We start from the raw sequence: 14,294 nt of genomic DNA on the forward strand, positions 1-14,294 counted from the left end.
CCTATTTCGCTTTTGCTAAAAACAAAGCCATAACCAATGCGAAATTCCCTACAATTAGCCCACCAAAGAAACCCACAAAGTCAAACAGCTCTTTTTTTAAAAAAATTAAAAAAAGCACAATAAACACCGCATAAGTTAGCAACCTCAAAGGCATAAAAAACATTTTAAACCCTACCTTGCCACTTTCTTTGTTGAAACTCTGCCAAAACTTCTTTTTTTTAGAAATACATTCCTTTACAAATTTTTCATCACCTTTATCTTCATTTTCACCCCAAAATTCTTCTTCTTTCTCTTCTTTGCTTTGGTAAAGATTCTTTAAAGATTCCAATTCTTCTTGTGAAGCTTGCGAAATAAGACGCATAATCTTTCTTCTCTGCATAATAAATGCCATTCCCACAATTATCACAAAAGAAACATAAGCAAATACAAAATTCAAAGTCACCAAGCTACCCCAAAAAATATAGCTCAAAACTCCACAAATAGCCAAAATCGCAAATAAGATAAAACTTAGGATATTAATCCTCATCATCATCCCATTTCTCTGCTTTTTGATAACGATATTTTGGATCTTTGCTCAACTCATCAAATTCTTTCTTTTGTCTTTTATAGGCTTTATAAATATTCAAAATTGCCGCCAAAATCCCCCATACTACCCCAAGCCAAAAAAGCCACCTATAACCAAAAAGCTTTTCAAGTCCATACCCAATTCCAACCCCAATCAAAACCGCAACCACTATGGAAATTCCTAGCGTAGCATTAGAATATGCCAAAACTGCGTCTTGATATTTAGGTTTTTCCTTATTTTCCATAAGCACTAATCTCCAAAAATACCTCTTTAGCCTTATTTAAAACCTCATCAATCATAGCTTCATTCATCGCATCACAAATAAATCCAGTCTCAAATTGTGAAGCAGCAAAATAAACCCCTTTATTTAGCATACCCTGATGAAATCTAGCAAACATTTGCGTATCACTCTTAAGTGCATCTTCAAAATTTTCCACAGGTTTTTGATTGAAAAAGAATCCAAACATACTCCCACGAACACAAGTTTGAATTGGAATCTGAAATTCTTTGGCAATTCTCTCTAACCCCTGTGTTAATTTCAACGCCAAAGATTCTAGCTGCTTATAAATCTTTGGATTTGCTTTTAATTTTTTAAGTGCGGCAAGCCCTGCACTCATTGCTACAGGATTCCCACTTAATGTCCCTGCTTGATAAACATTCCCTTGCGGAGATAAAAGATTCATAATCTCTACCTTACCGCCAAAAGCCCCAACAGGCATACCTCCGCCAATCACTTTCCCAAAAGTTACCAAATCTCCAGAGATTCCATAAAAGCTTTGAGAACCACTCAATGACGCTCTAAAACCACTCATCACCTCATCTAAAATTAAAATTATCCCCTCTTTTTTGCACAAAGCTTCCAAAGATTCCAAAAATTCCTTTTGAGCCGGCACTAGCCCCATATTTCCCGCAATAGGCTCTATAATCACACAAGCTACACCCTTACCCTTTTGCTTACTTGCTTGAATGCACAACTCTACACTTTGAATATCATTGTATCTTGCTACTAAAGTATGTTTTGTAAAATCCTCTGGAACTCCCGGGGAGCTTGGAAAACCAAAAGTCGCTAGCCCACTCCCAGCACTCACAAGCAAAGAATCACTATGTCCATGGTAACAACCTTCAAACTTAATAATATCATCTCTTTTAGTATAAGCCCTAGCAAGTCTAATAGCACTCATTGTAGCCTCTGTCCCACTTGAAACAAAACGAATCTTATCAATCCCCTCATAAATAGAAATCACTTCTTTTGCCAAAGCAGTTTCCAAAATCGTAGGTGCGCCAAAAGACAAGCCCTTTTGAATAGTTTCTATCACCACAGATTCAATATCTTTATCACAATGCCCAAAAATAAGCGGTCCCCAACTCTGCACAAAATCAATGTATGAATTACCATCCTCATCAAACAAATAAGCACCCTCTCCACGGCTAATAAAAGGCGGAGTCCCCCCTACACTCTTAAATGCTCTCACAGGGGAATTTACCCCACCGGGTATCACTTGCTTTGCCTCATTAAAATCATTAATACTATTAATATTTTCTAAAGTTTTCATTTTTGTCCTTTTTAAAATCAACGGATTTTATGAGAGACAAACTTAGACATATTATCCAAAATCTCCCCACCTTTCCTAAATCCTAATGCACAAGCCTCATACGCATAAAAAACATTTGCTTGATAAAAATTACCATTATGGCTATTTAGCGTTGCAAATTCTTGATAGATTTCTGGATAATTTCCATAATTCCCACTATTTTGCACTAATGCTTTACCATTAGAATCCAAAATACTAACGCTCTCGCCCTCTCTACCAAAAGCATGTTTTTTTACCTGTTTTTTAGACAATGGCTCATAGGAAGTCTCAAGCAACAAAGGATGATTAGGGAATAAATCCCATAGAATCTTTAGCATTCGCTTGCTTTGAAACATTAAAGTATAGGCAGGATTTAAAAAAATCGTATTTTTATTTCTTATCATTGCAGTCATTAAATTTGCCAAATCTGGCTCATCAATAGCAATGCTTTCCCAAGGGATTAATTTAAACCAAAATTCATAATTTTCCCCCCCAAAGCTCAACCCTGCATTCTCGTCCAAATGTGCCTCATGGGCATAGCAAAACTGCGTCCCAAACCCCACTTCCTTTGCGATTACTTCTAGCAAACGCACCGTTCTTTCTTCTTCTTGACTGCCTTGTATGCTAGAAAACAAGATTTTCCAACCCTCATAAATTTCATCAAATCTTGAAGTATCCTCACCTAAAGTAATAATTCTCTTAAAGTTATCGCCCAAAGCTTCATACAAATTATTAAACTGCAAAGATTCATTAAAACCATTTTTTTTAAGCAAAGCCCATTGAATAATCGCACTCTCATAAACCATTGTCGGAGTATCTGCATTAAATTCTAATAGCTTTATTGGAGCTCCATCAAGCCCACCTGCCAAATCAAATCTTCCATACAAATGCCAATGCACTTCTTCTTCCCAACTCATTTGTATTGCTTCTACCAAGTTAAACGGGATTCCAAGCTCAAAAAACAAATCATTATCAATCACATATTGTCCCGCTTCCACATACATATCATAAAGCTCATTAGCCGCATCATAATATTTTTGTGCTTCTTCCTCACTCACTTCGATAATCTCATCACTCACATAAGGCGTATTATCCACATCAGTATGCCAACTAAGCCCAAGATTCTCTAAATCCTCATTGTTTAGCGGATTAGCTTTGATAATCTGCATTATTAGCCTCCAAAACTACTAGAAGTGTTAGAGCGATTTTGTGTAGTGCTGGTGTTGTTTGGAGAATAAAATCCGCTGCGTCCTGCATTACTTGTAGCACTTGTTGCAGTTTTGTTAAAAGAACTTTGAGACCTCTCATAAGCTTGTGGAGTTTTATAGCTTGTCCTTTGTTGTGCCTGATAATTTTGATTATTAAACAATTTACTACCAATCCAACTTCCCAAAATCGCACCCGCAGCACTTGCCAAAATCGTCTCCCCAAGAGACAATCCACCACCTGTTGGATTAGTCAATTGCGAAGTGCCTTCATCGATTTTTTTGGATTCTTCAGCGATGATTTTATCAATTTCTTCTTGAGTGAGTATTCTTTCATTTCCATTTGCTTCTTTTAAAATAACGCGTGTTGTGCTGCTTGGAGTTTCTTCTAAAATTTTATAACTTCCATCTTGTTGTTGCTCAATGGTTACTGTGGCTCCATTTTTTGTAGCTTGTTCTAAACCACCGCCATTATTTGTATTTTGGGAAGTATTATCACAGCCCACCATTACAAGGATTGCAGCCAAACCCAAACCACTTTTACTAAAAGCACCTACCACTTTTGGATCAGATATTTTTTTTAAAAATTTTTTCATTTTTTAAACTCCTTTATAGCAAATAAATATTTTTTAGATTATACACACAAGAAAATAAAATTGCCCTTGAATTGCAATTTTTAAGATTTCTCAAAGCATAAAAACTTCTAAAATATAATAATGATTTTGCAAATAATTATTAATTTATAAGTATATTTTCAAAATAAAAATCATAAAATCCACTCAATTGATTTCAAAAATTTATGGAGTTAGATAATGCTAGAAAATATTATTTTGGGTGTAATTTTTGCCCTTGCTATTGGATATTTCATTTATAAAATCTTTTTTACAAAAAATTCTTGTGGCTGCAATAAATGCAATTGTGATAAAAAATAATATTGCACTAGACTAAAATTATACTTTATTTTTATAAAATATTAAGTTTTACTTAAATAAAATCACAGCTTTTATACCAAAAAGTACAAAGGAAGAACGACAATGAAAATAACAAAATTATCATTAATAGCCTGTGTTGCACTTGCAAGCCTTTCAACTGCAAGCTTTGCTCAACCCTTAGAAGAAGCTATCAAAGGCATTGATGTTAGCGGAATGTTGCGTTATCGCTACACTGATAATCGCTATGACAACAAAGGCTTCAACAAACAAGAGCGTACAAGAGGCGATGCAAACCATCAATGGAGAGCTGAAGCACTCTTTAAAACCCCTGTGATTAACAATATCTCTATGAATCTAGGGATTGGCTACCACAATGCACAACAAAATGTCAATCATGGAAAAGGTATCCTAGATAATAATGGCAACTACACTAATGTTTTTGCAGGTAATGGCTTAGGTTCTGGTTCTGATAGCTGGTTTGGTGTAAGAGAATTCAATATGGTAATCACTCCAGATTCTACTAACACCACTATCAAAGCGGGTAAAATGATTATGCAAACCCCAATCAACGATACACTCGATGATAGGGCAACTGGTATTTTTGTAACAAATTCTGATTTAAATCATTGGACTTTTGCTTTGGGCGCATTTGATGCGTGGAGTATTGATGATTATCAAACAGGATATTTACTATCTCCTGACACCAACAACGGCTCTATTGATAAACCTCTTTATACCGCTGCAGCTTTGAGCAATTATGATACAAGCATTGGGAACTTCAGCTCTCAACTTTGGCTTTTCAATGCCACAGATATGATTGATTTTGCAGGTTTTGGTGAGTTAGCTTGGCAAAACTCAATGTTTCATTTAAAAGGACAATATGCCTTTAGCAAGCTTAATAGTGATGCCAATTCCCCTTGGACAAGTGTATATGAACATAAAGTAAAAGAAGCCAACGATCTTTACACACTTGAAGCAGGTGTGAGATTCCATGATTATAATATCCCAGTGGCTGCAAAAATCGGATATTGGGGAAATACACAAGATGGCTATGCGGTATCTTTAGATAATGAGGGTTCTTTCCAAAAGGTAGGACAAATTTGGTTTGAAAATGGTGCAACAGGCGTTAGCATTTCTATGTTGCCAACTACTGGACAAAATATGCCTAGAGGCTTTGAATCCAATGAGCTTAGTATGTTCTATGCTAATATCAATTATGATATTTTAGAAAATTTAAATATCGGGATTGATTATGTCAATGGAACCAACAAAATTGCAAGAGGACAAGGTGCAGCACGATATAGCGGAGATATTGACTTCCAAGAAATCAATCCTTATATTGTTTGGCAATACACCAAATCTCTTAGAATCTTCGCTCACTATTCTATCTTAACCACAGATGCAACAAGACAAATTGCACTAGGTAATGCCAATACAAGTGCTTGGAATGATGCTAACAATACCGATTCTGAAGATAGAAATCGTCTAAGGGTAGAAGTTAAATACACTTTCTAAAACAAATGGGATTCTTCCCATTTGCACCTCCACTTTTATCTTTTCAAACTTCATTCCAACTTCTCAAAACCATTCAAATCTCTGCTACAAATTCTAAATTTCTTTAACTTTTTTACAATTATTCCCCAAAGAAAAGCTAGAATTTATTTTTATTTTGCTACCTTAATACTGCATATTCTAAAAAATTATTATTATTTTATTTTAAGGAGAATCTATGCGAACAAAATGGGTGGAAGCCCGCAAAAATGATAAAATCAAAACCCAACTCCATTATGCAAAAAAAGGCATTATTACTCAAGAAATGGAGTATGTTGCAAATCTTGAATATTTAGAACCAGAAATTGTAAGAAAAGAAATAGCAAAGGGGCGTTTGATATTACCTTCTAATGTCAATCACACCAACCTAGAACCTATGGGAATAGGAATCGCTACAAGGACAAAAATTAATTCTAATATCGGAAGCTCCGCACTTGCAAGTTCCATAGAAGAAGAGGTGCAAAAAACGCTTATTTCTATCAAATATGGAGCTGATACCATTATGGATTTAAGCACCGGAGGGGATTTGGATTCCATTCGAGAAGCAGTAATCAAAAATTCTAGTGTCCCTATTGGAACAGTGCCAATTTATCAAATCTTGCACGATGTCAAAAACGACATTAATGCACTCACTATTGATAAAATGCTAGAAGTTATGGAAAGACAAGCAAAACAAGGTGTAAGCTACTTCACTATCCATTGCGGATTCTTATTAGAGCATATGCCACTTTTAGCCAAACGAAAAATGGGAGTTGTAAGTCGTGGTGGTAGCCTAATGGCGTCATGGATGATGCACTACCACAAACAAAATCCTTTTTATGAAGCTTTTGATGATATTTTAGATATTTGTCAAAGATATGATGTTTCACTTAGTCTTGGAGATTCTCTGCGTCCGGGTTGTTTGGCTGATTCAAGTGATATGGCACAACTTAGCGAACTCAAAGTGCTTGGAGAGCTTACAAAAAGAGCATGGGAAAAAGATGTGCAAGTAATGGTAGAAGGTCCCGGGCATGTGCCGATGAATGAAATTGAACGCAATGTTGAACTCCAAAAAGAACTTTGCTTTGAAGCACCCTTTTATGTGTTAGGACCTTTGGTAACAGATATTGCAGCAGGTTATGATCATATTGCCTCTGCCATTGGTGCAGCTATTGCTGCTTGGAAAGGTGTAGCAATGCTCTGCTATGTAACCCCAAAAGAACATTTGGGCTTGCCTAATGCTAAAGATGTGCGAGAAGGGATTATCGCTTACAAAATCGCCGCACACTCGGCAGATATTGCTAGAGGACGAATCAATGCAAGATTAAGAGATGATGCGATGAGCAATGCGCGTTATAATTTTGATTGGAATAGACAATTTGAACTCGCCCTCGACCCCGAACGAGCCAAAGAATACCACGATGAAAGCCTCCCTCAAGAAGTTTTCAAAGAAGCGAAATTTTGCTCTATGTGTGGTCCAAAATTTTGTAGCTATAAAATTTCACAAGAAATTATTAAACAACATAGTTAAAGGAAATTTATGAATCAAGAACAATTAGTCAATTTATTAAAAGAAATAATTTACCCTAATTTTGAAAAGGATATTGTAACCTTTGGATTTGTCAAAGAAATGCTAATCCACGAAAATGCTGTTTCAATCCGCGTTGAGATTCCCTCTGCCTCCCCTGAAGTAGCAGAAAAACTACGCACACAAATCACACAAAAGCTAAACGCACAAGGAATCACAAAAATCAACCTAGATATCAAACAACCCAAGCCCCAAGAACAAACCCAAAAGCCACAAAGTACTAAGAATCTTGCCCCACAAATCAAAAATTTTGTAATGGTTAGCAGCGGAAAAGGCGGAGTTGGGAAATCTACCACAAGTGTTAATCTCGCAATCGCCCTAGCCCAACAAGGCAAAAAAGTGGGCTTACTTGATGCAGATATTTATGGTCCTAATATCCCAAGAATGCTAGGGCTACAAAAAGACAAGCCCGAAGTAGATCAAAAACTCAAAAAACTCATTCCTCTCCAAGCTTATGGGATTGAAATGATTTCTATGGGAGTACTTTATGATGAAGGACAGAGCCTCATTTGGCGTGGTCCAATGATTATCCGCGCTATTGAGCAAATGCTAAGTGATGTTTTGTGGGATAACCTAGATGTAATGGTAATTGATATGCCTCCGGGTACAGGTGATGCACAACTCACTTTAGCACAAAGTGTGCCTGTAACAGCAGGAATAGCAGTTTCTACACCCCAAAAAGTAGCATTAGATGATGGCGCAAGGGCATTAGATATGTTTTCTAAACTCAAAATCCCAGTAGCTGGGATCATTGAAAATATGAGTGGCTTTATCTGCCCTGATTGCGGCAAAGAATACGATATCTTTGGCAAAGGCACTACACAAGAAGTCGCTAAAGCCTATGGCACAAAAACTTTGGCACAAATCCCCATTGAACCAAGCGTAAGAGAAGCAGGCGATAGCGGAAAACCTATTGTATATTTCCACCCAGAATCCAAATCTGCCAAAGAATACCTAAAAGCAGCAAAAGAATTATGGGATTTTATAGAAGAAGTAAATGACAAAAAATTAGCTGATAACAGCGAGATTCAACCAATCAACACAGGAAAATCCGCCTGCTCATCTTAAAAAAGCCCATTAATTTTGGGCTTTTAGCCACAATAAACATAGCCAAACTTTCATCGATAAAACCAAAAGTCTTTTTGATATTTGCTGCCCTGCTATTAATTTCTTGCATTTTTCACAACAATCATAATATTTAAAATTAACTGCCAAAATTCACACTAAGAATCAAAATAATTCTTTTTAGGCTTTTCCCTGCAAAGCTAGTTTCTATCAATACTGAATCTTTTACACTAAAATCCATTCACAAAACAAGTTACCCCAAATTGAACTCTCACTTTAAAAAATCAAAATTTCTATTCTTTTTAGCACTTTTTTGCTACAATCCCTTTAGGTGTAGCGAGTGGTTGCTTTTTAAAGAGGAAAGTCCGAGCTGCTTTGGGATAGGATTCCATTTAACTAATGGCTAGAGTAATCTAAGGGAAAGCGCAACAGAAAACAAACCGCCTATTATGGTAAGGGTGAAAAGGTGGGGTAAGAGCCTACCGAGAATGTAGCAATACATTCTGTCATTGCAAGCCCAATCCGCAGCAAAAAGGGCATGGTTAATATCCCAAGTTTTTAGCCCTTTGCTAGATTTTTGCTGCAAAGCAAAAACAAGATAAATAACCACATAAACAGAACTCGGCTTATAGCTACACCTATTTTAATACAAGGAATTTTATGGCAAAAAAAGATTCTATTATTACTTTAAGTCATGGAAGCGGAGGCATTGAATCACAAAAGCTTATTACAGAGCTTTTTTATCATTATTTAGAAGGCTGTGTAATAGGTGCTAGTGAAGATGCAGGGGTTGGAGAAATAAAAGACAAATGTGCCATTAGCACTGATGGCTATACTATCTCTCCCCTCTTTTTTCCCGGTGGTGATATAGGCAAACTTAGCGTTTGTGGTAGTTGCAATGATGTAGCAATGATGGGAGCAAAACCCAAATATTTGACTGCTAGCTTTATGATTGAAGAAGGGTTTTTGATAGAGGATTTGAAAAAAATCATAGAATCTTTTAGCCAAACACTCAAAGAAAGTGATACAAAACTCATCTCTGGAGATACAAAAGTCCTTCCAAAAGGCACTTTAGATAAGGTTTTTATTACTACCACAGCCATTGGAGAATTTCTTTACCCTCACTTACAAATGAGTGCCTTTAAAATCCCTCAAGATTCTTGTATTTTAGTTAGTGGGGAGATTGGTAACCATGGGGCAGTGATTTATTCCAAAAGAGAGGAAATCTCCCTTCATAGCACTTTAAAAAGCGATTGTGCTTTGCTTTATCCTATGCTAGAAGAGCTTTTCAAAAACAATATCCAAATCTACGCCCTGCGTGATGCGACAAGAGGGGGGATTGCAAGTGTGCTTAATGAATGGGCAAACACTTCTAATATAGGCATAGAAATACAAGAAGAATCCTTGCCTATTAGAGATGAAGTTAGAGGGATTTGTGAGCTTTTGGGGTTTGAAGCATACCATTTGGCTAATGAAGGAATGTGCGTCCTAGCAATCTCCAAAGAAGATTCTACTAAAGCACTTGATATTTTAAAACAAAGCAAATTAGGCAAAAATGCAGCAATCATCGGACATACCACCGCTACAAACTCCAAAAAAGTTGTTTTAAAAACCACTTATGGTGCAAAGCGATTTTTGGATTATCCTAGCGGTGAATTACTGCCTAGAATCTGCTAATTGCACCACTACAAAGCCTTTAAATTTGTATTTTTTAAAATTAGATTGAAAGATTTTAGGGTAGATTTTATGAATTTTATCTTTTTATTTTCAATTTTTAAATTTCAAATTAGCTTACTTGGATAGGCATTTCTATCCAAGCTAAACTAAGCTTAAGCAGCCAAAAGTCTTTGAATATCGATATTTGAAAGAGTATTTTTAAATGGATTCTCTTCTTTATCAAATCCCATTTCGCCAAAAACAAAACGATTCAAATCTTCAAAAGATTCACTAAAGTTTTCTAGCAATGTCTTTAAAGTCATAGGGGATTCTTCTTCCTTCTCAAATCCCACAAAGGTTTCTTGTAGCACTTTCCACATTGTTGATAATTCTTTGCTCACTCCATTATTAGCATTTTCTAGCGAACTTAAACTAAAAGAATATTGCGAAGCACTAAAGCTAAATGCACTTAATGAAAAACCACTAGAAGCGTTATTGCCAGCTAAAATATTTCCACTACTTTGAGAAAAACTAAAGCTAATGCTTAGATTCTGCATATATGCTCTATTAGCCGCAAGCTGCAATCCCTCTTGCAAAGTAGGATTAGAAGTATTTTGTGCAGAATTATCCCCAGCAACCAAATCAATATGATGAATCTCTCCAGCACTCCCATCTTCACGGATAAAATTAGAAGTTTTTTGCTTAATTCCTAGCAAATCCCCCTCTTCTCCCTTCATTAGCTCTTGACTTTCTTTGGCATCCAAATAAATCACACCAATGCCCTTTTCTCCAAGACCTACAAGCTCTCCCTCACCTTTTTCATTAGGTGTCCAGATTCTTAACTTATCATAAATCGGGTCTTCTTTGTCAATCTTGCCATCTTGATTTAAATCATAAGCACTCAAATCTTTAAACCCATCACCGCTTTGAGTTCCAAAAAGCTCATTTCCATTATTGATTTTGCCATCATTATTTTTATCTAATGCCAAAAATCCTGAACCCTCTTTAAGTGTCGAAATTTGGTCTTCTTTGCCATCACTATCCAAATCAAAACTCATCTTTGTATCGCTAAGCTCTGTTCCATTCCCAGCATAATCAATCACCAATGGATCAATCACTTTATTTGAATTTGTATTGTTAGTATTTGTATTTTGGGAATTAATTTGTAAATTTTGCACAAAGCTTTGAGAGACATTAATACTCAAATCCAACTTTCTACTTACTCCATCTTTCCCTACAATCGTCCCTTGTATAGATAACTCCAAAGATTGATAAAAACCTTGAGTGATGCTAATCCCACTTCCTACATTATAACTTGGGCGAGAGAAATTACCATTAAGTAGAGATTCTATCGAGCCTGAAATGCTTGTATTTGTGCTAGAAGAATTCTCGCTAGACATTCCAAACACTTCCTCCCACACTTTTATCATTTCATCTTGAATCTCTGAAATTTTATTCAAAGCTTGATTGATGATTTGCTTTTGAAAATCGCCAATTTTATTATTCAAAATTTCTGTTGATGAGAGAATATTAGAAGTTTTTTGACTATTTCCCTCTTCTTCACTTATTTGTGGAACACTATTTGCTTGATTGTTTTTAATCTCTTCTCCAAGAGCACTCCAATGCGTGGTGGTATATGAGGCTTGCAGAGAAGAGAAACTCATACTTGCTTGCATGTTTTCTCCTTAAAAATTAAATAACAACTTCAATATCGGCTATTTCCCAAAAAACTAAAATAAAAAATATTTTTCTATATTCTTAAAAAGATTCAAATATTTCTTAATACGCCAAAATTTCCTCCAAAAGCAGTATTGCCTCAATCATTGATTTGATTTTTCTTTATTTTTGAAAATATAGCTTAAAAAAAAAATTTAATCTTATAAGCTTATATTAATTAAAGTATAAATAAAATTCTACCTATAAAATATTTTAAAAGGAGATTTATTATGTCTTACACACAAAGCGTTATCCAAAAAGTCCAAAAACTCTATCCAGACCAAGTAGAGTTTCATCAAGCAGTCAAAGAAGTTTTAGAATCTATCGAACCCGCATTGCAAAAAGATAAAAGATACGAAAAATACAAAGTATTAGAAAGAATCGTTATCCCAGAAAGACAAATCAACTTCCGCGTAACTTGGGAAGATGACAAAGGCGAGATTCAAGTCAATCGTGGTTATAGAATCGAATTTAGCTCACTACTTGGACCTTATAAAGGCGGTTTGAGATTCCACCCAAGCGTAACAGAAGGTATCATTAAATTTTTAGGCTTTGAGCAAATTTTCAAAAACTCTCTTACAGGACTTGCAATGGGCGGCGGTAAAGGGGGAAGCGATTTTGACCCAAAAGGCAAAAGCGATAGAGAAGTTATGCGTTTCTGTCAAGCCTTTATGAATGAATTATATAGACATATTGGCGCACATACCGATGTTCCTGCGGGAGATATTGGAGTTGGCGGTAGAGAAATTGGATACCTCTTTGGGCAATACAAAAAATTAACCAACCGCTATGATGGTGTATTGACAGGAAAATCACTTCTTTGGGGTGGAAGCTTAGTAAGGACAGAAGCAACAGGATATGGAAGCGTATATTTTGCACAAGAAATGCTAAAACATAGTGATTTTGGCTCACTAGAAGGCAAAACTTGCCTAGTATCAGGAAGCGGGAATGTAGCAATTTACACAATCGAAAAACTCCAACAACTCGGTGCAAAACCTGTTACAATCAGCGATTCAAAAGGCATGATTTATGATGAAAGCGGCATTGACTTAGCTCTTTTAAAAGAAATTAAAGAAGTTAGAAGAGAAAGCCTAGAATCCTATGCCAAAGAAAAACCAAGTGCGAAATACACAAGCACAAGAGATTACCCAAGTGACCATAATCCACTTTGGGCTATTCCTGCATTTGCCGCATTCCCAAGTGCAACACAAAACGAAATTAATGCAAAAGATGCAGAAAACCTCCTCAAAAATGGTTGTAAATGCGTTAGTGAGGGTGCAAATATGCCTTCTACAATCGAGGCAGTGCATAAATTCCTTGATGCGAAAATCTGCTATGGTCCGGGCAAAGCAGCTAATGCTGGGGGCGTGGCGACAAGTGGTTTAGAAATGAGTCAAAATGCCTCTATGACTGCTTGGAGTTTTGAAGAAGTAGATAGCAAACTACACAAAATTATGCAAAACATTTATGCTAATGCAAGCCAAACAGCCAAAGAATTTGGAGAGCCTACTAACCTTGTTTTGGGTGCTAATATCGCTGGATTCCGCAAAGTTGCTAATGCAATGATTGAGCAAGGGCTAGTTTGATAAAATTTCTATTCTTTTTCTTTTCATCCTTTAGCCTCCTTTTTGGGGGCGAACTTTTAAAATTCAAAGATTATTCACAAGAATCATCTTTGAATTTTAAAAATAACACCTATTTAATGAGTGAAAAACTCGATGGAATCCGCGGAATATGGAATGGAAAAACCCTAAACACACGCAATAATTACCCCATTAATCCCCCCAAAGTTTGGTTAAAAAATTTCCCTCCATTTAGCCTAGATGGTGAATTATGGCTAGATTATCAATCTTTTGAAAAAATCTCCAGCATTGTCCGCAATTCCAATTCAAGCCTCAAAGAATGGCAAAACATCACCTATAACGTCTTTGATGCGCCAAACATCTGCCAAGATTGCACACTTTTAGAAAGATTAGACAAACTCCAAAAATACCTAGACAAAAATCCCTCTCCCTCTATCAAAATAATCCCACAAATCCAAATCCAAAGCAAAGAACATTTGCAAAGCTATTTTCAAGAAATCCTCAATCAAAATGGAGAAGGCATTATTATCCGCAAAAATGATACACCCTATGGAGATTCTAGCAATACTTACAAATACAAACCTTATATGGATAGCGAATGTGAAGTGATTGGCTACACACAAGGGAAAGGCAAATTTGAAGGAATGCTAGGTGCGATTATCTGTCAAGCCAAAATTCAAGGTGTGCAAAAAACTTTTAAAATCGGTTCAGGCTTTAGCACAAAAGAAAGACAATCCCCACCGCCTCTACATTCCATTATCACCTACAAATACAATGGCTTAACCAAAAATAATCTCCCACGATTCCCAACTTTTCTTCACATTAGATATAAGGAATTTCAATAAAATTGTGTTAAAATCCACAAAAAATTTTTATTTGGGAA

At 36.0% G+C, this 14,294-nt stretch carries 13 protein-coding genes and 1 other RNA gene; 8 read left to right on the plus strand and 6 right to left on the minus strand.

Annotation, left to right across the window (positions count from 1 at the left end; genetic code table 11):
* Position 1: 1 nt before the first annotated feature.
* From JJQ98_RS01980 to JJQ98_RS02000, 5 genes are read right to left on the minus strand one after another with little or no spacing between them, the layout of a single operon-like run.
* Positions 2–526, minus strand: coding sequence for a hypothetical protein (locus JJQ98_RS01980; protein WP_247596650.1), 525 nt, complete (start codon positions 524–526; stop codon positions 2–4).
* On the minus strand, positions 516–809 hold the full coding sequence (locus JJQ98_RS01985) for an AtpZ/AtpI family protein (protein ID WP_040499546.1): 294 nt from the start codon (positions 807–809) through the stop codon (positions 516–518). The genes JJQ98_RS01980 and JJQ98_RS01985 overlap by 11 nt, the downstream gene beginning before the upstream one ends.
* On the minus strand, positions 799–2,118 hold the full coding sequence (gene hemL / locus JJQ98_RS01990; RefSeq protein WP_151104680.1) for a glutamate-1-semialdehyde 2,1-aminomutase: 1,320 nt from the start codon (positions 2,116–2,118) through the stop codon (positions 799–801). The genes JJQ98_RS01985 and hemL overlap by 11 nt, the downstream gene beginning before the upstream one ends.
* Positions 2,119–2,135: 17 nt before the next feature.
* Entirely contained in the window at positions 2,136–3,305 is a 1,170-nt protein-coding gene (locus tag JJQ98_RS01995; protein WP_060661031.1) for a glutathionylspermidine synthase family protein, read from the minus strand.
* Between the two features lie 2 nt (positions 3,306–3,307).
* Entirely contained in the window at positions 3,308–3,937 is a 630-nt protein-coding gene (locus JJQ98_RS02000; RefSeq protein WP_054197621.1) for a UPF0323 family lipoprotein, read from the minus strand.
* A gap of 216 nt (positions 3,938–4,153) precedes the next feature.
* On the opposite strand from JJQ98_RS02000, the gene JJQ98_RS08975 reads away from it, so the two are divergent.
* The 6 genes from JJQ98_RS08975 (at position 4,154) to hypE (ending at position 10,133) form a co-directional block, all read left to right on the plus strand.
* Positions 4,154–4,273, plus strand: a complete 120-nt coding sequence (locus tag JJQ98_RS08975) for a FeoB-associated Cys-rich membrane protein (protein WP_104745375.1) — start codon at positions 4,154–4,156, stop codon at positions 4,271–4,273.
* A 102-nt stretch (positions 4,274–4,375) separates the two neighbouring features.
* Positions 4,376–5,788, plus strand: coding sequence for a major outer membrane protein (locus JJQ98_RS02005; protein WP_151104681.1), 1,413 nt, complete (start codon positions 4,376–4,378; stop codon positions 5,786–5,788).
* 214 nt (positions 5,789–6,002) lie between these two features.
* A complete protein-coding gene (thiC, locus tag JJQ98_RS02010) occupies positions 6,003–7,334 on the plus strand; it encodes a phosphomethylpyrimidine synthase ThiC (RefSeq protein ID WP_054197619.1) in 1,332 nt (443 codons plus the stop codon).
* Positions 7,335–7,343: 9 nt separating this feature from the next.
* Positions 7,344–8,459 carry an Mrp/NBP35 family ATP-binding protein gene (locus JJQ98_RS02015; protein ID WP_054197618.1) on the plus strand — a complete coding sequence of 372 codons (1,116 nt, stop codon included), beginning with the start codon at positions 7,344–7,346 and terminating at the stop codon, positions 8,457–8,459.
* A gap of 325 nt (positions 8,460–8,784) precedes the next feature.
* Positions 8,785–9,101: RNase P RNA component class A (rnpB, locus tag JJQ98_RS02020), an RNA gene on the plus strand.
* Between the two features lie 15 nt (positions 9,102–9,116).
* Positions 9,117–10,133: a hydrogenase expression/formation protein HypE gene (gene hypE, locus JJQ98_RS02025; RefSeq protein WP_005020712.1), complete on the plus strand. Its 1,017-nt coding sequence runs from the start codon at positions 9,117–9,119 to the stop codon at positions 10,131–10,133.
* Positions 10,134–10,285: 152 nt separating this feature from the next.
* Here the strand turns inward: hypE and JJQ98_RS02030 are convergent, their stop codons facing one another.
* Positions 10,286–11,788: a hypothetical protein gene (locus tag JJQ98_RS02030; RefSeq protein ID WP_170252200.1), complete on the minus strand. Its 1,503-nt coding sequence runs from the start codon at positions 11,786–11,788 to the stop codon at positions 10,286–10,288.
* Between the two features lie 270 nt (positions 11,789–12,058).
* On the opposite strand from JJQ98_RS02030, the gene gdhA reads away from it, so the two are divergent.
* Together gdhA and JJQ98_RS02040 are read left to right on the plus strand one after the other, a co-directional pair.
* Positions 12,059–13,414, plus strand: a complete 1,356-nt coding sequence (gene gdhA, locus JJQ98_RS02035) for an NADP-specific glutamate dehydrogenase (protein WP_054194772.1) — start codon at positions 12,059–12,061, stop codon at positions 13,412–13,414.
* On the plus strand, positions 13,411–14,256 hold the full coding sequence (locus JJQ98_RS02040; RefSeq protein WP_060662617.1) for a DNA ligase: 846 nt from the start codon (positions 13,411–13,413) through the stop codon (positions 14,254–14,256). Before gdhA ends, JJQ98_RS02040 begins: the two co-directional genes overlap by 4 nt.
* Positions 14,257–14,294 lie beyond the last annotated feature (38 nt).

The organism is Helicobacter pullorum NCTC 12824 (assembly GCF_017979475.1).
Taxonomy (GTDB): Bacteria; Campylobacterota; Campylobacteria; order Campylobacterales; family Helicobacteraceae; genus Helicobacter_D; species Helicobacter_D pullorum.